We start from the raw sequence: 20,160 nt of genomic DNA on the forward strand, positions 1-20,160 counted from the left end.
TATAAGTAATTTAGCACTATTAAAAGCAACTCACTTCACACAACCTATTCACTGGAACGTACAATGCAATTACCTACTGTTGATTATAAAGCTCCCGATGCGGCTGCACAATTTGTTGAATCGTTAAGAAATACTGGATTTGGTGTTTTAAAAAACCACCCAATCCCACAGTCTTTAGTTGAGTCTATTTACAAAAATTGGCAAGACTTTTTTAACTCAGAGCAAAAGCACGACTTTTTATTCTCTAAAGAAACTCAAGACGGTTACTTTCCGCCTTCAGTATCAGAAGTAGCGAAAGGCTTTACAATAAAAGACATTAAAGAGTACTTTCATGTGTACCCTAAAGGTCGCGTTCCTGCCCAGCTTGAAGCTGATGTACGTGAATACTACCGTTTAGCAAGTGAATTTGCTGGCACATTGTTAAGCTGGGTTCAGGCTGAAGCACCAGCTGATGTACGTGCTAAGTTTTCAATTGATTTAAAAGACATGATTGCCGATTCTGAGCAAACATTGTTACGTATCCTACATTATCCACCAATGACGGGTGATGAAGAGCCTGGTGCTATTCGCGCAGCAGCCCATGGCGATATTAATTTATTGACTGTATTACCAGCTTCTAATGAGCCAGGTTTACAAGTTCAAAAAACAGATGGCGGTTGGTTAGACGTGCCATGTGATTTTGGCAGCTTAATTATTAATATCGGCGACATGCTACAAGAAGCGTCGGGCGGGTATTTCCCATCGACAATTCACCGTGTAATTAACCCAACGGGTAAAGCATCTACTAAATCGCGTATTTCATTACCGTTATTTTTACACCCGCATCCAGATGTTGTGCTTTCAGAGCGCTACACGGCAGATAGCTACTTGCAAGAACGTTTGCGTGAGTTAGGTGTTAAGTAACTCTAATACTTAGAGTAATTAAGTATAAACAAAAAACGGCCTATGGCCGTTTTTTGCATTTTTAAGCAACTTGATCACAGGTTTAATTTTAATAAACTATGCTCAATTGCCTGCAACGTAAATAATGGCATGCATTCTTAGCTACTACAGGTATAATGCGCGCAACTGGCTAATGTAGCCTTATTTAAAAGAGAGTTTATATGAGTTTTGAAGGTTTAGGTTTATCACAGTCTTTGGTTAATGCGGTTTTAGAAAAGGGCTATGAAACGCCAACGCCGATTCAGGCTCAAGCAATTCCTGCAATTATTGAACGCCGTGACGTTATGGCAGCAGCGCAAACAGGTACAGGTAAAACAGCGGGTTTTACATTACCACTTATTGAGCGCTTGTCGTCGGGTCCTAAAGCTAAAAGCAATCACGTACGTGCGCTTATTTTAACGCCTACACGTGAACTTGCTTTGCAAGTAAGCGAAAACGTTGAAGAGTACGCTAAGCATTCTGATGTGAGCTCATTTGTAGTTTACGGTGGCGTTAAAATTAACCCACAAATGCAGCGTCTTCGTAAAGGTGTTGATATTTTAGTCGCAACGCCGGGTCGTTTAATCGACTTACATAATCAAAATGCAGTTAAATTTGATAGCGTTGAAGTGCTTGTACTCGATGAAGCTGACCGTATGTTAGACATGGGCTTTATTCACGACATTAAACGCTTAATTGCTAAAATGCCTGCTAAACGTCAAAACTTGATGTTTTCGGCTACATTTTCAGATGAAATTCGTGCATTAGCAAAAGGGTTAATTAATGACCCAGTTGAAATTTCAGTTGCTGCAAAAAATACCACAGCGAAAAGTGTTACTCAGTGCGTTTACGCGGTAGATAAAACACGTAAAACAGCATTGCTAAGCCACTTAATTCGCACTAACGATTGGCAACAAGTATTAGTGTTTAGCCGTACAAAGCACGGTGCTAACCGCTTAGTTAAACAACTTGAACGCGATGACATTGTAGGCGCGGCTATCCATGGTAATAAATCACAAGGCGCACGTGTTAAAGCACTTGATGGTTTTAAAAGTGGTGAAGTACGCGTATTAGTAGCAACAGACATTGTTGCACGTGGTTTAGACATTGTTGAATTACCGCATGTTGTTAACTACGACTTACCAAACGTATATGAAGATTATGTTCATCGTATTGGCCGTACAGGCCGTGCTGGTGCGTCGGGTCATGCGATTTCGTTTGTAACGGTTGATGATGCTGTTGATTTATACGGTATTGAACGCTTTATTGGTGAGCTTATTCCACGTGCTGAGGAAGACGGTTTTGAGCCTATTAACCCAGTAGCTGAACGCGCATTAGATGCTCGCCCACTGCCGGCAAAAAAGCCTAAGAAAAAGCAGCCTTTTAATAAGCCTAAATCTGATAGCAGCAAGCCTAACAGCAAAAAGCCGAACAATGGTGGTAATGGTACCGGCCCACGCCGTGGTGGTTCTAAAAAGCCAGCTGCTAAAACAGATGACAGCGCGCAAAACCCATGGGCAAAGCGTGAATCTGTTGGCGGTAATGGCCAACGCCGTCGTCGCACCAATAACGATTAATCATTATTAGTGATTGCACTAGCGTTTAATTAATTTAGAATTTAGTTAAAGGCAGATACAAAAAACGCGCTCCCTTCTTTAATTAAATAGAAGCAGCGCGTTTTTTATTGTCTGTAATTTGTACTTACTGTATTGCCTGCCTGATTAAATAGTTAATACCTAAACCTACAAATAAAGTAACACTTACGCTAAGTAGTGTGCCAAGCATAACGTACTCGGTAAGTTTTTTATCTTTGCTTGCACTTAAATCACCAAACCTAAATACTGACTTTGCCGCAAGTAAAAAGCCAAGCCCTGCAAATTGGTCAAGTAATATAAAGCTCAGCATAAGTACGCGTTCCAACATACCAATGCTTTGCCCTGCAAGTGGTAAGCTACCAGTACTTGAAAAGTTACTTGTTAAACGCTCTAACATCATTCTTATAAATACGGCGCTGGGACTTAAAATAATTAAATAACCGCATACCACCCACAGTATTTTGGGATCAGTGAGCATATTATTAATTGCAGCCATAAAGCTACTGTTATCAGTTAACCAAATACTGAGCGCAATAATAACGAGTATGTGCGCTATTTGATCTAGTAAAAAAGGTACCACGCCTTTATTAGAATACGATTTAGCTATATCAATAAAGTAATGGCTCAATATAATGCTCGCCGTGGCAATTAAAACACTGCTTAGTTGCTGCCACCCGAATATGTATTCCCACACGGTAATAATGAGTGCACTTGTTACACCATGCACTAGTACATGAAAATAAAGCTTACTGGCTTTAAAGTGACGGGTATTTCTGTCGTTTACCCAACTCATAGGTTGCCAGTAAAAATCAGCGAGTAAGTGGCCAATAATAAGCGCTACCAGTAAAAGTGAAAACGCCATTATTCACCTCCTTTAATTATATTTTTTATAACGTGTTGTGTGTGCTTAATAAAGCGCTCTATAAGTTGGTAGTGCGCTAAATTTAGTAGTTTGGTTACGTTTTCGCGACTTGTTTTGAGCTCTTTAGCCAGTGCCGCGTGGCTGTTGTCTGGTGATGTTAAATAGACGTACAGGGCATTTGCTTGTTTTTGTGTGATTTTAGTGAGCAATACGTCGGCAAAGGCTAAATTAAGATTTAAGCTTTCATCGAGCTGCTGCTCGTTAATATTAAAAACAAAGCGTTGATTGCCTATTTTATCAAGGCCTTGTCCCGAAAGAGTGAAAGCTGAACCCGTTGCTGTTTTTATATCGCTGCGTGGGTTATCTATTTGCCCAAGCGCCAAGCTTTGTCGTAGTTCATAACCTGACGATTTAAGGTGTAAATATACAAGTATGGCATTTTTAAAAAGGAGCTCAGGATTGTTAACTTGTAACTGAAAGGCATCGCCTCGGTATATATTCCAAAGGGTTTGCTCACCCGAAATATTTCGCAAACTTTGCTCTAGTTGGTAAAGCATGGCATCGTATTGCTGCTTAGGGATTGTTTGCGATTTAATAATATCGCCGCTGATCACACCAATCATAAAAATCTCAAAATGGTTACTTTTTAACATGTAACCAATATTGGTTACATAAGGGTATGTAACTAATTTAGGTTACTTAAATATAAATTGCAAGGTACACTTATTTTATAACGTTACTTTTATTGCTATTAATCCTCACTAGGACACTAAATGACTTTACAAAACGAGCAGCAAAGCACGAAACCACGGGTCGGTATTTTTGTTGATGTGCAAAATATTTATTACACGTGCCGCGAAAGCTACGGAAAAAATTTTGACTACAATGCGTTTTGGCGAATGATGGAGGCGCAATACAATATTGAGTGTGCTTTTGCGTATGCAATTTATCGAGGAGATGAAAAGCAAAATCAGTTTCAAAATATTTTGCGTGCGATTGGTTTTGAGGTAAAGCTAAAGCCATTTATTCAACGCCGTGATGGCAGTGCAAAAGGTGACTGGGATGTAGGCATAACAATAGACATGTTAGAGCAGGGTAAAAGCCTTGATAAGGTTATTTTGCTCTCTGGCGATGGTGATTTTGCTTTGTTACTTGGGCATTTAAAAAATCAATATAATGTACCGTGCGATGTATACGGTGCTGACAGGTTAACTGCTGAGGTATTAAAACAAAGCGCAGAGCAATTTCATTTAATTGATAATACTTTGCTACTTTAACAGTAAAAAATAGTTAAAAAAGTGCAAGCTAAGTGCCTGCAACATGAGAGATTTTAATACAAAGCCGTAATAGATGAATTAAGCCTTATATAGGCTTTTTTTATTACTGTAATCAATTGGGTTTGCTAAATGATTATGGTAATTTTAAAGCATAACGAGTTACCAAGGACTTACATGCTTCATTACAGCAACATGCCACTAGACAGAGGCTCAAATTTTCGTAAAGACCCATCGTGGCTTAAAGCGCAAATGTCGGCGCAAAGTAAATGGGTTTTAGTTAAAAATAATCAAACCCTATTTATTAAAGATACCCCTAAAGTAAGCTATTTAACATATCAACAAGTGGCACATTTAGATTTAACGAGTGCTATTTTTGTTGGTTTAAACAATGCTAAACATGGTGTGTTTGCACTGGATGTATCTGATCTGGATGAAAGCGTACTTACACCTTTAATAGAGGGCGCTCAGTTTTTTGATATTCGCCAATATGGGCCTCAAGTAACCATTAAATATGCCTCAATAGCGGCCCTTGCGAGAGGTTTATGTTATTGGCATGCCACGCATCGTTTTTGTGGGCGCTGTGGTAGTAAAAACCGTTCAGTGGAAGCCGGTCACTCTAGAGTGTGTGAAAACGAAAACTGTAAGCATCCTACATTCCCCCGCACCGATCCTGCGGTAATTATGGTTGTAACTAAAGTCTTTGCTGACGGAGTAGAGCGCTGTTTGTTAGGTCGCCAAGCTGCGTGGCCCATTGGTATGTATTCGTCGCTTGCTGGATTTGTAGACCCAGGGGAAACACTGGAACAAGCTGTTGCGCGTGAAGTTAAAGAAGAGGCAGGTATAGAGGTTGATAATGTACGTTATGTAGCATCTCAGCCATGGCCGTTCCCATCGTCAATTATGCTTGGTTTTTTTGCAGAGGCGACATCTGAGCAAATTAACGTAGATAAAGAAGAGCTAGACGATGCAAAATGGTTTAGCCGTGAAGACCTAGCACAATTTGGTAATTGGCACGAAGAAGGTGAGCATTTAAAGCTGCCTAGAACCGACTCTATCTCTCGTTATTTAATTGAGCATTGGCGCACAAACCCTTAAGGATTAACAATGTCGAGTAAAAGTAATAAAAACACTCAGCTGGTATCATCAGGGCGAAAAAAAGCCTATACACATGGCGTAGTAAATCCCGTTGTACAGCGTGCATCTACCATTGTATTTGATACTGTAGCCGATTTAAAAGAAGCAGCTAAAACCCGTGGCGATAAAACGTTATTTTATGGGCGCCGAGGAACAACAACACACTTTGCGCTACAAGAAGCGATTACAGAACTTGAAGGCGGCGAAGGGTGTGCATTGTACCCTTGTGGCGCTGCGGCGATCAGCCAAGTATTTTTATCGTTTTTAAAAACCGGTGATCATATTTTAATGGTTGATAACGTGTACGAACCAACTCGCGATTTTTGCGATAAAATTTTAGTGGGGCTGGGCATTACAACAACCTATTACCCGCCAACCATTGGCGCAGGTATTAAAGATTATATTCAGCCAAATACTAAAGTGTTGTTTTTAGAATCTCCAGGTTCTATTACGATGGAAGTGCAAGATGTGCCCGCTATGGTAAAAGTAGCCAATGAGCACAACGTAATGACCATGCTTGATAATACCTACGGTAACGGCTTACATTATCGCCCGTTAGAGCACGGTGTTGATATTAGTATTCAAGCTGCAACAAAGTATATTGTTGGCCATTCAGACGTGATGATGGGGGTGGCTGTTGCTAATAAAAAGTACTGGCCAACCTTGCGCGAAAACTCATACTTACTAGGGCAATGTACCAGTGCCGATGATGCGTATTTAGCACTTAGAGGCCTGCGTACAATGGGTGTGCGTTTAAATCAACATGAAAAAGCAGCAATAGAAGTAGCTAAATGGCTTGAGCAACATGAGCTTGTTGATCATATTCGACACCCTGCATTTGAAAGCTGCCCAGGGCATGAGTTCTTTAAACGTGACTTTGATGGCAGTAATGGGTTGTTTTCATTTGTGATGAAAACCGGCAATCAAAAAGCGATTGATGCATTTTTAGATAGCCTTGAGCATATCAAAATGGGCTTTTCGTGGGGCGGTTTTGAAAGCTTAGTAACGGCTAATTTAACTATGAAAGGGCTGCGCTCAAATACAGGCTGGGATTTAGGGCCGGTTATTCGCTTGCACATAGGCCTTGAAGATGTAGAAGATTTAATTAGCGATTTAAGCCAAGCACTTGAGGTTTATAAGCAGTATTTATAATTTATATCGCAATTTATGTTGTTACATTTAAATGTATTGTTACAAAGCTCACCACAGGTGAGCTTTTTTTTGCTGGTAATTCAAGGTGTTTACACTTAGTGTGGATAAATACACAGAAAATAAAAAGTCATTAAGGATAGTCAATGGCAACACCATTACCGATAAACGTAGGGCGATTAACGCAAATAGCGGGATTTGAGCTTGTACGTATGTTTTTAACTAAACGTGGACTTATTGCATTAGCTGCCTTTGCATTGGTGTGGCTAATAATACTGCGCTACCCAATAGGGCAGGCAGTAGGCATTGTAAGTGCGCCCGATTTTGAGCAAATAGCCCGTGATATATCAGGTTCTATTGGTTTAAGTAAATTATTGGATTGGCCTGAGGCGGAATTTGCTATGTACTGGTTAATAGCCCTTTATAGCTTTCCCGTTTTTGGTTTATTTATTTGTAGCGACCAAACGGTAGGCGATAGAGAGCGCGGCACACTAAGGTTTTTATCACTGCGCTCCACTCGCTTTGAAATACTGTTTGGCCGTTTTTTAGGGCAGCTAGGAGTATTAGCCTGCTTAGTGGGTATAACGCTTGTGGCTACACTCGCGGTATTGGGTTTTAGAGAGCCAAGTTTACTGGCTGGTGGTTTTGCCCGTGCGCTTTCTATATTTTTAATATTAGTGATTACTTTGTGCCCATTTGTAGCACTAATGACGTTAATTAATACCTTTGCTCGCTCATCGCGTTTATCTATTGTATTGGCAATTTTATATTTTGCAGCAGGCGGTATTTTAGTTGGTATATTGCAATGGCAAATACCCGCATTAGGCTTGCTTGATTATTTATTTCCGGGTGTGCAAATAGAGCTATTAGCGGGGCAAAATTTACCATTATTGAGCGCTGTGGCTATTCCCCTTGTGCAAACTGCGGTATTACTAAGCGTTGCTCAACGTATTTTTGCAAGGAGCTCACTATGAGACCATTAATTACAGCTAGCGGTTTGAGTAAATCGTATGGTGCAAAACTTGCGCTTAATAATGTGGACTTTGAAATTAACAAAGGCGCGCCAGTGGCACTTGTTGGGCCAAATGGTGCGGGTAAAACTACCTTATTTAGTTTGTTGTGCGGCTATATTGCGCCAAGTAAAGGCAGCCTTGAAATATTAGGGCATAAACCTGGTAGTGCTGCTTTATTTAATAAAGTAAGTGCATTACCGCAAGACGCGCAACTTGACCCTCGTTTTAATATAGATAAGCAACTCGCCTTTTATGCAAAGCTACAAGGTATGGGGGCAAAGCAAAGCCAAACTGAGGCGCTACGTGTACTTGATTTAGTTGGCTTAAAAGAAATTGCAAAGCAGCGTGCGGGGGATTTATCGCACGGTATGCGCAAGCGCGTTACGATAGCGCAAGCACTTATTGGCGCACCACAAATTGTAATGCTTGATGAAGCAACCGCAGGGCTTGATCCGATTCATGCCAGAGAAGTACGTGAGCTGGTATCAGAATTAAGTGAACAGGCTACATTTATTTTAAGCTCTCACGATTTAACTGAGCTTGAGCGACTATGCTCACAGGTACTTCATTTAGATAAAGGCGTACTAAGCGAGCATCAAACAAAAACTAATAATACCGATAAACACTTTTATACATTAATGCTAAGCGAGGCTTATCAAAATGTTGAGCAACAGCTTCAAGCAATTGCAGGTGTGAGTCGTGTGTATATGAGCCAACATAAAGAATACGTAGTTGAGTATCAGCCAACGAGCGATCCACTTGATATTGCACTACTGAATTTTTGTCATCAACAACACTGGCAGTACCGGCAGTTAGTTAATGGTCATACATTAGAGAATCAAATATTTAAACAGGAGAAAGTATAATGGGTTTACTTAGCGGACTTATGGGTAATGCAAGCGAAGTTGACGATTCTGATTTAGAAAAAATCCTCGCCAATACATTAATTGACGGCGAGCAAGTAGAAAAAGCATATAAAGTAGTACGTGATATGTTTATTTTTACTAATAAGCGCTTAATCTTAATTGATAAGCAAGGTATGACCGGTTCTAAAATGGAAATGGTGAGTATTGCTTACTCTAAAATTACCAAGTTTAGTAAAGAAAGTGCAGGCCATTTTGACTTAGATGCCGAGCTAAAAATATGGGTTGGCTCAGATCCAACACCAATTAGTAAAGAGTTTAAGTCTGGCGATAATATTAACGATGTTTACCGAATTATTAGCCAACACGCGCTTTAATACAGTACATGTTTTAAGTAGTTGTTGACTAGATGTTGCAACTACTTTAATTTTACAGTTTACAACACTTCCTTACAATTAACTTAATAAATACAACTGGTTAGTTAAGTTTTCATTCAGTTTCCTAACGTTAGCATGTGCCTCGACTTTAGCAATACAGCTAGAGCATAAAAAGCAATGTACATAGGGAAGTCTTACAATGAAAAAATTAGCAGTTATTATTTCGAGCATTTTATTATCTAGCACTGCGGCTGCTGCAGACAGCTATAATTCAATTAGTAACCTAAGCTACAAAAATAGCGATAACAACGACACCGTTGCTGTAGATTCTATTTACTACTTATCTCCTAAAAAAACTTTAGGTCCGTACGATCAGTTTGAATACATCAATAAACAAACTAACGTATATGGTGGCTATGCTGATGACGACTTTGGCGATTTAACATCAGTTGGTGGTGAATACTTCATTAATGAATTTGTTGTTGGCGCATCTTACGAAAACCTAGACCCAGATTCAGGTTCTAACAGTGAGCTTTATAAACTGACGGGTGGTTACTTTTTCAACCCTGATTTACTTGCAAAAGTAACACTAGTTGAAAACAAAGACGGCGACGATTACGCATTATTTGATTTAGCTTACAACTACATGCTAAACAGCACAGATTACGTAGGTGTTACACTTACATCAGACGACGATTTTGATTACCGTGCAGTTGCTGCTAAATACTTTATTGATTTACAGCAAGGTAACTACCTAACTTTTGAAGGTAAATACGAAAGCATTGATGACGCAGAAAACCAATGGGTAGCAGAAACTAACTACTACTTCTCAAAAGCAACATCTGTATTTGCTAACTACAACAAGCAAGACACTTACAGCTTTGGTGCTCAGCACTTCATCAATAAAAATATTGGTGTAAAGGTGGGTTACGAAAACAACGCTGATGATTCTGACAACGATGCGTACTTTGCTAACATGCGTTTCCAGTTTTAATTAAGTCCCGTACTTAGTTAATACAAAAGTATTATCAAAAGCCCGCTAAATTTAGCGGGCTTTGTTGTTTATAAACGTTTGTTCTTTTACCAACCATAATTACGGCTTTTATTATGCCCATCTAAATAACCCCTTTAAGTTATAAATAGAGTTGCCATAAATGGCTAGATTGTTATTAAAGCCATTAAGTAGAGTCGATGATAATAGCTATAAAATAATGAGTATTGGAGTTTTTTTTGCTGGTAAATAATGGTTATTGGAAAAAACAGATAAAAATATGCACTTATACAAACCTAGTTTTTATTATAAATTCAGAAATAATGAATTAAATATAGTCATTATTTTGAGAAATTAGAAAAATTTAGTGAGGGGAGGTTATATTGATGAGGTTTATCGAATAATTAAGTTGTGTTTAATTTAGCGACAACTTGTACCTTATTTGTTACTTTTTGAGTTTAAATGATGACAGACTATTGTTATGTAGATTTTGTTGATACCTGTTGTTTACATTCACTTGTAATTATTTACATCTCAAGTGGTTTTAATTTGCCCTCTTATTCAGTTTTTGTTCATTTTTTTGACGTTAGGATGCGCCCCGACTTTAGCTAGACAGCTGAGGCATAAAAAGTAATATTTATAGGGAATTTAAAATGAAAAAATTAGCCGTTATCATTTCGAGCATTTTATTATCAAGCGCTGCAACCACTGCAATAGCTGCAGATACTTACCAATCAATCAGCCATGTAGGATACGTGGATGTAGATGGTGATGACACAATAACTGTTGACTCAACTTATTATTTTTCTCCAAAAGCGACTTTAGGTCCTTACGATCAATTTGAATACATCAATAAGCAAACAAATGTTTATGGTGCATACAGTGATAATGATTTTGGAGATGTTACCAGCATTGGCGGTGAGTATTTTGTAGAAGATTTTGTATTAGGTGCACAGTACAATAATTTCGATAGTGATTTTGGCTCAAGCACGGATGTAATTGAACTTTCAGCTGGTTACTTCTTTAACCCAAACCTTGTATTAAAAGCTACGTTTGTTGATGTAGAAGATGCTGACAATCAGTTTGTGTTTGATTTGGCATATAACCACCAGTTAAACAGCACTGATTATATTGGCTTTACAGTAACAACAGATGATGAGTTTGATTACCGTGCAGTAGCAGCTAAGTACTTTGTTGATTTACAGCAAGGTAACTACTTGACTGTTGAAGGTAAATTTGAAGATGTTGATGGCGGTTCAAGTAACTGGGAATTAGCATCTAACTACTATTTCAGCAAAGCAACATCGGTTTTTGTTACAGTTAATAAAAATGATGATTACACTCTTGGTGCTCAACACTTTTTCAACAACAATGTTGGTTTAGAAGCAGGTTACGGCAATAACTGGGATGATTCTGATTATGATGCTTACTTTGCAAATGTAAGCTTACAGTTCTAATTTAACTAAAATTAGAATATGAATAAAAAGCCCGCTCATTTGAGCGGGCTTTTTATTCAGCGCTATTTACCAGCCGCAGTTGCGGCCTTCGTTTTGTTTATCTAAATATGTTTGTAATGGTGCAAAGTAATCGAGCATTGCTGTTGCATCCATTTGCGGTTTACCTGTTACAGTTTCAAGCGCTTCTTGCCAAGGGCGAGATGAACCCATTTCAAGCATAGCGTTTAGCCTATCCCCTGCTTCTTTTGAATTATAAATAGAGCAGCGATGAATGGCTTTATCGTTACCGGCAATTTCACATAAGCTGCGATGAAACTCAAATTGTAAAATATGCGCTAAAAAGTAACGTGTATAAGGCGTGTTACCCGGAACGTGGTACTTAGCACCCGGATCAAAGTCGTTTTCGCTACGTGCGATAGGAGCTTGCACTCCTTGGTATTTTTCACGTAATTCCCACCAAGCTTTATTGTAGTTCTCTGGGGTTACTTCACCTGAGAATACCTGCCAACGCCACTGATCAACCATTAAGCTAAACGGTACAAAGGCTACTTTATCAAGTGCCATTTTCATCAACAAACCGATATCTTTAGATTCGTCAGGTACTTGTTCAAGTAAGCCGATTTCTTTTAAGTAACCCGGTGTAACCGATAAGGCAATGGTGTCTCCAATGGCTTCATGAAAACCATCGTTTGCACTTTCTTGATAAAATAAAGGCTGTTTATTATAAGCGCGTTGATAAAAGTTATGACCTAATTCATGATGAATAACTGAAAACTCTTCGCCTGTGCGCTGAATACACATTTTAATGCGTAAATCGTCTTTGCTATCGATATTCCATGCTGATGCATGACACTGCACATCTCTGTCTTTTGGTTTTACAAACAGTGAACGCTCGTAAAATGTCTCTGGTAGTGCATCAAAACCCATTGAGGTAAAAAAGTTTTCAGCCCCTTTGACCATTTTAAGTTCGTCGTAATTATTTTGAGCTAATAACTCGGTTACGTCGTAACCCGGATCGGCGTTTTCTGGTGCAACTACATCGTAAATATTACCCCATGCTTGCGCCCACATATTACCAAGTAAGTGCGCTGGTATTGGCTGATCTTGAGGTACTTTGTCGGTGCCGTACTTTTCACCTAACTTTGCGCGAACATGGCAATGTAGCGAGTTATAAAGTGGTTTAACTTGGCCCCAAATACGGTCAAGCTCAGTGGTAAAGTCATCAGCAGGCATATCGTATTTACTGCGCCACATAGCGCCCGTATCGGCATAACCAAGCTCCTTTGCACCTTCGTTGGTAAGTGCCACTTGTTGCTCGTAAAGTGGGCGCATGGGTTTTGATATTTCACGCCAGCCTTGCCATAAATCAAGTAGTTCGTTGTAATCTCGGCTGGTGGCCATTTTTGAAGTCATGTCGCCAAGGCTTAAACAGGTGCCGTCTTCTTTACAGTATTTACCTTTACCATATAGCCCGCCAAGCTCTGCGACAATTTGTGAAAGCTTCGCTGTTTTATCAGCGTCTTGTGGGGCTGGAAGTGTAAGTGCTAGTTTTAGTTTATCAAGCTTACGGCGAGCATCGTAATCAAGCTCTAGTTCGTCGTATTTTGCAGCTTCATTTGCTAAACGCACGACTGTTTCGGTCATTTTACGGTTAACTTCAGCCGATAGAGCAGATGTATCGTGAGTAATAAAGTTTGCGTAAATCCACTCTGCACGGCTCGATTCTAAATAAAGTGCACTCAGTTCTTTTTCTGTGTTTGTTATAAATGTATTTGCATCTTTAGCTGTTACAGCTTTTTTAGTGTGTGGTGAATCGGTAGTGTCGATAGATACTTGCGCATCGCAGGCCGTTAAAGCAAGAGTACTTGCTACCATTAAGGCGCTCATACTTAGTTTAAATCTAAAAGGGGTCATGCTATTCCTTTAATTTATTGTTATTAAAACGTTGATAATAGCAGTGATGTTTAAAACAATAAAATGAATGCGTTAAGGCTCACGACTCGTCGTGCAATGATTGTATTTAAATTAAGATGGGTCATAATTAAGTTACTATTTTCATTCAATGTGTAAGGAATGTGCACATGTTAATATTTATAATATTGCTGGTCGTGGTGGTGGTTATTTTTGCGGTTAAAGATATTCGCCTAAACTTGATTAGTCGTCCTACGTTTAAAATGTTCAAAAAGGTGCTTCCGCCATTATCGCAAACAGAGCGAGAGGCAATGGAAGCAGGTGATGTTTGGTGGGATGGTGAGTTATTTAGTGGTAACCCAGACTGGCAAAAACTGCACCACTTTCCAAAACCAGAGCTTAGCGATAAAGAAAACGCATTTATGGCTAACCAAGTAGAAACCTTATTGGCGATGCTTGATGATTATCAAATTGTACAAAAAGACAAAGACTTACCAAAAGAAGTGTGGGATTACCTAAAAAAAGAAGGTTTTTTTGCACTGATCATTCCTGAAAAATTTGGCGGTCGTGAGTTCTCAGCAATTGCTAATTCGACGATAGTGTCAAAAATTTCGACTAAAAGCTTAACAGCCGCAGTCACTGTTATGGTGCCTAATAGCTTAGGTCCGGGCGAGTTACTTCTTCACTATGGCACTAAAGAGCAGCAAGATCGTTGGCTGCCAAGTTTAGCTAATGGTACAGATGTTCCTTGTTTTGCCTTAACGGGACCAGAGGCGGGCTCTGATGCTGGCAGCATTCCTGATTCCGGTGTGGTGTGTATGGGTGAGCACAATGGCGAGCAAGTAATGGGTTTGCGTTTAAATTGGTCAAAGCGTTACATTACGCTTGCACCCGTTGCTACTGTACTCGGTTTAGCATTTAAAATGTATGATCCAGACGCTTTATTAGGTGATAAAAAAGAGCTAGGCATAACGTGTGCGCTTATACCAACCGATCATCCGGGTGTCGAAACGGGTGAGCGTCATTATCCGCTTAATATGGCCTTTATGAATGGTACCACTTACGGTAAAGATGTATTTATACCATTGGACTGGATCATTGGTGGCCAAGAATGCGCAGGGCGTGGCTGGAGAATGCTTGTTGAGTGTTTAAGTGCAGGGCGTGGTATATCACTACCAGCATTAAGTGCAGCAACTGGACATTTAGCTTCAAAAATGACATCGGCATACGCCATGGTACGCCAGCAGTTTGGTGTATCTATAGGGCAGTTTGAAGGTGTCCAAGAGGCACTTGCACGTATTGGTGGTTTAACTTACACACTTGAGTCGTGCAGATTAATGACCGCAGGTGCGATTGATTTAAAATTAAGCCCGTCGGTTGTAACAGCGATTGCTAAATACCATATGACTGAAATGGGTCGTACGGTAATGAATGATGCAATGGATATTCATTCAGGTAAAGGAATTCAAGTAGGGCCTAATAACTATTTGGCGCATGGCTATATGGGGATTCCAGTATCAATTACAGTTGAAGGCGCGAATATTTTAACGCGTAACTTAATGATATTTGGCCAAGGTGCAACACGCTGTCATCCATTTGTTTTAAAAGAAATGGAAGCCGCTGCAATGGAAGATGACGACGCAGCACTTGAACAATTTGATGGTTTATTAATGAACCATATAATATTTGCAGCAAGTAATGCAGGTATGGCATTTGTGCATGGCTTAACACGTAGTTATTTTGCTAAAGCGCCTGTAGGTGGTGAAACGGCTATTTATTATAAACAACTGAGTAGAATGAGCCGAGGCTTAGCTATTTGTACAGACGTTGCAATGTTAATGCTTGGCGGTGAACTTAAACGTAAAGAAATGATATCAGCGCGTTTGGGTGATGTATTAAGTCATTTGTACTTAGCATCAACTGTTTTAAAACGTTATGAAGATGAAGGGCGCCAACAAGCTGATTTACCATTTGTAAAATATGCAATTGAGAACTCATTATTTGAAATTGGCCAAGCGTTTAATGGCTTCTTTAAAAACTTTTCAAATCCGGTTGTGAATTTTATCCTTAAACGTATCGTGTTCCCGCTTGGAAACCATTACCACAGACCAAGTGATGAAATAGCACAAAGTATTTGCGAGCTTATGACTCAACCTGGTGTATTTAGAAACCGCTTAACGCATTTATGTTATGTAGATGAAAATGCAGGTACAGGGGTCATGGAAAGCGCATTTTTAGCTATGCATGATATGCAAGCGCAGTTTAAAGACTTAAAACAATGGCAGCGTAAGGGCAGTGTGCCTGCAACGCTTGATATTGAAGGTGCTATAAATTATGCGCTTGAAAATAAGTTGTTAGAGCAAACGGATGCTGATGCAATGCATCATGCTAATAAGCTACGTAAGAAAGCCATTGCAGTTGATAACTTTCAACCTGGTGAGCTGTAGCGCAGTACTTTGAATACTAGGGCGTGTTGACCTTTCGTGGTTGAATTTGCAGCAGACTGTTTGGTTTTTAGGCAAGGCAGAGCCTATGTAGTGTGGTTATTCCCCATAAATAGGCGATAACGCAGCATAAATGCCAAACATGCGCTGCCCTTTGGGTTCTTTCTAGGGACGATTAACTCTTTGTTGCTCGGTTTTTACTTAGCCCACTAGGTTACAAACCTCGCGCCGCGATTAAATCGCCCCTAGATTGAACAAATTTCAATCCACAAAGATCAACACGCCCTGCTAAAGCGAAAAAGCCCTTACGAATGTAAGGCCTTTTTTATGTTTAATTCATTTATTTTTAACGAGCGTAAGGGTCGGCAACAATTTTATCTATATACCATTTTCCCTTTTTACGAAGCATTTTTACACTGCGCATTTCGTCAATTTTATCACCATTTAAATAGCCGGTAAAAATAAGGTTTATTTTAGCGTTATCGCCGTATTGTTCACGGACGCTCATATTGGTCATATCAACTTCAATGGTGACTTCATCGTATTGCATATTTACTAAGTTACGAGAAAACTGTTTAGCGGTGCCGTAGGATTTCATTATACGTGTAAGGTTGGGGGTTGCCATGGTGCTGGCTTTTTGAAGGTCTTGCTGGTTATAAAGCGCATCAAAATAAGCGGTTGCTGTATCGCCAGGAGTGTCGCCAAGTGTTTTGGTATCGTCACCACAGGCTGATAAAAATAAACAGATGACCAAACTTAATAAACTCGTGATTTTTTTCATATTAATTATTATTAATTAGTTTTTTTAAAGTGTGTGGTTTATCTATGCAGATGTAAAGGTATGGCAGGCAATAAATAGAAAATTGGATAATAAATAATAAAAAAGGATGCCTAAAGCATCCTTCTAAAAATCTTAAAATTACTTATTGTACTAGTTCTTGTTCACTAAACTCTTCATCAAACATTGGGCTTGATAAGTAGCGCTCAGTTGCACTAGGTAGGATAACAACAATATTTTTATCTGCGTTTTCAGGCTTTTCAGCAATTCGCTTAGCTGCAACAACCGCTGCACCTGACGAAATACCTACTAAAATACCTTCTTTTTTCATTAACTGATGCGCCATTGCAATTGCGTCTTCGTTAGATACAAGCTCTGCGCCATCAATTAAGTCCATATCTAAGTTGCCAGGAATGAAGCCAGCACCAATACCTTGGATTTTATGAGGACCTGGTTTAATTTCTTCACCGGCAAGCGTTTGGCTAATAACTGGAGAGTTAGTTGGCTCAACAGCAATAGACTTAACGTTTAGACCTTTTTCTGTTTTAAGGTAACGGCTAACACCTGTAATAGTACCACCAGTACCTACACCGGCTACAAAAAAGTCTACTTTGCCATCAAGCGCATCATAAATTTCAGGGCCTGTTGTTTCAAAGTGAATTTTTGGGTTTGCAGGGTTTTCGAATTGTTGTAATAAAATATACTTATCAGGTGCTGTTGCTTGAATTTCTTTTGCTTTTTCAATTGCGCCATTCATACCTTTTGCACCGTCGGTAAGTACTAGATTTGCACCTAATGCTTTTAATAGCTTGCGACGTTCTAGGCTCATGGTGTTTGGCATAGTAAGCGTTAACTTGTAACCACGTGCTGCTGCAACAAATGCAAGTGCAATACCGGTGTTCCCAGATGTTGGTTCAATAAGTTCTTTACCTTCAACAAGCTGACCTGACTTTTCAGCTTCCCAAATCATCGATGCACCAATGCGGCATTTGATACTAAAGCTTGGATTACGAGATTCAACTTTAGCGTATACATTCCCACCTGTAACACGGTTAAGTTTTACCAGCGGTGTATTACCGATGCTTAGTGAGTTATCTTCAAAAATAGTAGACATAATGTTCCTTTGGATGCAATCTGATCAACGTGTTAATAGCCTTTGCTATTAACTATATAAACACACTTTACTGTGAGTTTAAAAAAACTAAAGTAAAGTTTGGCTATAACATATATCTATTGGGCTTATAACCAGTCGAAATAAAAATCAATTATTAGCGGTGCTTTAGTTATTATAGGTGCGGGCTTAATTTAAAATTTAAAGAGTAAAACTTCGTTTAGTCAAAAAATGTTCAAAAGAGTATTGAATTAAGCTGTGTTTGTTTAATATTTGTGCATATGAATGTAACTTGAATAGTTTTATCACACAATGCGTCTAAAACATGATAAAAACACGTATCTAAATTCAATTAAGCAATCACAATGAAATTAATCTTAAAATTAATTGCCGGTATTGTGGCCGGTATCCTAGTTGGACTATATGTACCTATAACTGGTGTTGAACTTTTATTCACAGTAAAAGAGCTGATTGGTCAAATTATCTCCTTTACCATTCCACTTATTATATTATTTTTTATTGCATCAGGTATTGCAGGCCTACCAAAAGGGTCTGGTCACTTACTTGGTAAAACAGTCGGGTTTGCTTATAGCTCTACAATTATTGCAGGTACGCTTGCATTTTTATTAGTAAGTGCTGTTATCCCTTTTTTAAGCGGTGGTATTACATTCGAGGCAGAAGTTGCTACAGAAATTGGCAGCTTTATTGATTTAGAAATTCCACCTTTGATGGGGGTAATGACCGCATTAGTAACTGCTTTTGTATTTGGTATAGGCATGAGCCAATTAGAGCTTGATACGCTTAAAAAGGTGTCTGATCAGGGCCGAGATGTGATTGACGGATTATTATCAAAAGTAATTATCCCTGCTTTACCATTTTACATTGCAGGTGTATTTGCCGAAATGACGGTAGCGGGTACTGTGGTAGATACACTGCGAACATTTGGCGTAGTACTAATTGCAGCGCTTGTTATGCACTGGTTATGGTTAAGCGTTTTATATATAGCGACAGGTGTACTATTAAAACGTAATCCAATCGAATTAGTTAAAAATATGCTACCAGCTTACTTTACAGCGTTAGGTACTATGTCAAGTGCAGCAACGATTCCAGTATCGCTTCAATCAAGTAAAGCAAATAACGTTAAAGAAGATGTAGCAAACTTTACCGTACCACTGTGTGCAACCATTCATTTATCTGGCTCAACTATCACTATAGTAACCTGTGCAATGGCTGTTATGTTTTTATCGCCAAGCATGGAAGTCCCTTCATTAATGGGTATGCTACCGTTTATTATGATGTTAGGTGTAGTAATGATTGCAGCACCAGGTGCTCCAGGTGGCGCAGTTATGTCGGCGCTTGGTCTATTAACAAGCATGCTTGGGTTTAATGAAGGCGCGGTTGCATTAATGATTGCACTTTATTTGGCACAAGATAGCTTTGGTACTGCGTGTAATGTAACGGGTGATGGTATCATTGCGTTATGGGTTGACAGATTTAGCGAAAAATCGTCATCTTAAACTATTAGGGCGAGGCAATAATATTAGTTATTGTTTCGCTTTATGTATGTTACTGTGGCAAATTAATTTAATTAAATTGCATGTTGTTAGGTAAGTGAGGATGTTCCATTGATTAATGTACTTTTAGTTGATGACCATGAACTTGTACGAACAGGAATAAAGCGTATTCTTGATGATGTACGAGGGTTTAAAGTAATTGGTGAAGCTAAAACTGGCGAAGAGGCTGTACAGTTTTGTCGTCAGCATGCGCCAAACATAGTATTAATGGATATGAATATGCCAGGCATGGGCGGATTAGAAGCGACTAAAAAGATTTGTCGTTACTGCCCTGATGTAAAAATTATTGTGCTTACCGTTAACTGTGAAGACCCGTTTCCGAGTAAAGTAATGCAAATTGGTGCACATGGCTTTTTAACTAAAGGTGCTGGCTCTGACGAAATGGTGCGTGCCATCCGTTGTGTTCATGCCGGTCAGCGTTATATTGCCCCTGAAATTGCACAGCAAATAGCACTTGCGCAAGTGACAGGTCGCACAGACGAAAATCCTTTTCAGAGCTTATCTGAACGCGAACTGCAAATTATGCTTATGATCACTAAAGGTGAAAAAGCACAAAATATAGCTGAGCGTTTAAACCTAAGTTCAAAAACAGTAAATAGCTATCGCTACCGTATGTTTGAAAAGCTAAATGTAGGTGGTGATGTTGAGCTTACCCATTTAGCAATTCGTCATAAAATGATTGATATAGACGTTTCGTACTAAC

The 20,160-nt window shown here is 39.2% G+C and carries 18 protein-coding genes; 13 read left to right on the forward strand and 5 right to left on the reverse strand.

What is annotated here, in order from left to right; all coding sequences use genetic code 11:
• Positions 1-63: 63 nt before the first annotated feature.
• On the forward strand, positions 64-903 hold the full coding sequence (locus tag H5090_RS16665; RefSeq protein WP_008172584.1) for an isopenicillin N synthase family oxygenase: 840 nt from the start codon (positions 64-66) through the stop codon (positions 901-903).
• A 200-nt stretch (positions 904-1,103) separates the two neighbouring features.
• On the forward strand, positions 1,104-2,498 hold the full coding sequence (locus tag H5090_RS16670) for a DEAD/DEAH box helicase (RefSeq protein ID WP_024595752.1): 1,395 nt from the start codon (positions 1,104-1,106) through the stop codon (positions 2,496-2,498).
• A 124-nt stretch (positions 2,499-2,622) separates the two neighbouring features.
• Here the strand turns inward: H5090_RS16670 and H5090_RS16675 are convergent, their stop codons facing one another.
• Positions 2,623-3,378, reverse strand: coding sequence for a DUF3307 domain-containing protein (locus H5090_RS16675; protein WP_182696254.1), 756 nt, complete (start codon positions 3,376-3,378; stop codon positions 2,623-2,625).
• Positions 3,378-4,001, reverse strand: coding sequence for a hypothetical protein (locus tag H5090_RS16680; RefSeq protein ID WP_007586990.1), 624 nt, complete (start codon positions 3,999-4,001; stop codon positions 3,378-3,380). Before H5090_RS16680 ends, H5090_RS16675 begins: the two co-directional genes overlap by 1 nt.
• 150 nt (positions 4,002-4,151) lie before the next feature.
• Here H5090_RS16680 and H5090_RS16685 point away from each other — a divergent pair, with 150 nt between their 5' ends.
• From H5090_RS16685 to H5090_RS16720, 8 genes are all read left to right on the forward strand, one after another.
• Positions 4,152-4,655: an NYN domain-containing protein gene (locus H5090_RS16685; protein ID WP_182696255.1), complete on the forward strand. Its 504-nt coding sequence runs from the start codon at positions 4,152-4,154 to the stop codon at positions 4,653-4,655.
• Between the two features lie 174 nt (positions 4,656-4,829).
• Positions 4,830-5,750 (forward strand): NAD(+) diphosphatase, encoded by a 921-nt coding sequence (gene nudC / locus H5090_RS16690; protein WP_182696264.1) that lies wholly within the window; start codon positions 4,830-4,832, stop codon positions 5,748-5,750.
• Between the two features lie 9 nt (positions 5,751-5,759).
• Entirely contained in the window at positions 5,760-6,941 is a 1,182-nt protein-coding gene (locus tag H5090_RS16695; RefSeq protein WP_008139073.1) for a cystathionine beta-lyase, read from the forward strand.
• A 143-nt stretch (positions 6,942-7,084) separates the two neighbouring features.
• A complete protein-coding gene (locus H5090_RS16700) occupies positions 7,085-7,912 on the forward strand; it encodes an ABC transporter permease (RefSeq protein ID WP_182696256.1) in 828 nt (275 codons plus the stop codon).
• On the forward strand, positions 7,909-8,817 hold the full coding sequence (locus H5090_RS16705; protein WP_007377980.1) for an ABC transporter ATP-binding protein: 909 nt from the start codon (positions 7,909-7,911) through the stop codon (positions 8,815-8,817). Before H5090_RS16700 ends, H5090_RS16705 begins: the two co-directional genes overlap by 4 nt.
• Entirely contained in the window at positions 8,817-9,191 is a 375-nt protein-coding gene (locus tag H5090_RS16710) for a PH domain-containing protein (protein WP_007377979.1), read from the forward strand. The genes H5090_RS16705 and H5090_RS16710 overlap by 1 nt, the downstream gene beginning before the upstream one ends.
• A 199-nt stretch (positions 9,192-9,390) precedes the next feature.
• On the forward strand, positions 9,391-10,185 hold the full coding sequence (locus H5090_RS16715; RefSeq protein ID WP_002962833.1) for a putative porin: 795 nt from the start codon (positions 9,391-9,393) through the stop codon (positions 10,183-10,185).
• A gap of 650 nt (positions 10,186-10,835) precedes the next feature.
• A complete protein-coding gene (locus tag H5090_RS16720; protein WP_182696257.1) occupies positions 10,836-11,639 on the forward strand; it encodes a putative porin in 804 nt (267 codons plus the stop codon).
• A 66-nt stretch (positions 11,640-11,705) separates the two neighbouring features.
• Here the strand turns inward: H5090_RS16720 and H5090_RS16725 are convergent, their stop codons facing one another.
• On the reverse strand, positions 11,706-13,553 hold the full coding sequence (locus H5090_RS16725) for a M2 family metallopeptidase (protein ID WP_182696258.1): 1,848 nt from the start codon (positions 13,551-13,553) through the stop codon (positions 11,706-11,708).
• Between the two features lie 167 nt (positions 13,554-13,720).
• On the opposite strand from H5090_RS16725, the gene H5090_RS16730 reads away from it, so the two are divergent.
• Positions 13,721-15,997 (forward strand): acyl-CoA dehydrogenase, encoded by a 2,277-nt coding sequence (locus H5090_RS16730; RefSeq protein WP_182696259.1) that lies wholly within the window; start codon positions 13,721-13,723, stop codon positions 15,995-15,997.
• A 343-nt stretch (positions 15,998-16,340) separates the two neighbouring features.
• Here H5090_RS16730 and H5090_RS16735 read toward each other — a convergent pair whose 3' ends face one another.
• Together H5090_RS16735 and cysK are read right to left on the reverse strand one after the other, a co-directional pair.
• The gene (locus H5090_RS16735; protein ID WP_002963139.1) at positions 16,341-16,775 is read right to left on the reverse strand and encodes a hypothetical protein; all 435 of its coding nucleotides are present in this window, start codon (positions 16,773-16,775) and stop codon (positions 16,341-16,343) included.
• Between the two features lie 142 nt (positions 16,776-16,917).
• Positions 16,918-17,886 carry a cysteine synthase A gene (cysK, locus tag H5090_RS16740; RefSeq protein ID WP_002963138.1) on the reverse strand — a complete coding sequence of 323 codons (969 nt, stop codon included), beginning with the start codon at positions 17,884-17,886 and terminating at the stop codon, positions 16,918-16,920.
• A 362-nt stretch (positions 17,887-18,248) separates the two neighbouring features.
• Here cysK and H5090_RS16745 point away from each other — a divergent pair, with 362 nt between their 5' ends.
• Positions 18,249-19,400, forward strand: coding sequence for a dicarboxylate/amino acid:cation symporter (locus H5090_RS16745; protein ID WP_182696260.1), 1,152 nt, complete (start codon positions 18,249-18,251; stop codon positions 19,398-19,400).
• Between the two features lie 108 nt (positions 19,401-19,508).
• Positions 19,509-20,159, forward strand: a complete 651-nt coding sequence (gene uvrY, locus H5090_RS16750; RefSeq protein ID WP_002963136.1) for a UvrY/SirA/GacA family response regulator transcription factor — start codon at positions 19,509-19,511, stop codon at positions 20,157-20,159.
• Position 20,160: the final 1 nt, after the last annotated feature.

Source organism: Pseudoalteromonas sp. SR43-5, assembly GCF_014163835.1.
In the GTDB taxonomy this organism is placed as follows: domain Bacteria; phylum Pseudomonadota; class Gammaproteobacteria; order Enterobacterales; family Alteromonadaceae; genus Pseudoalteromonas; species Pseudoalteromonas distincta.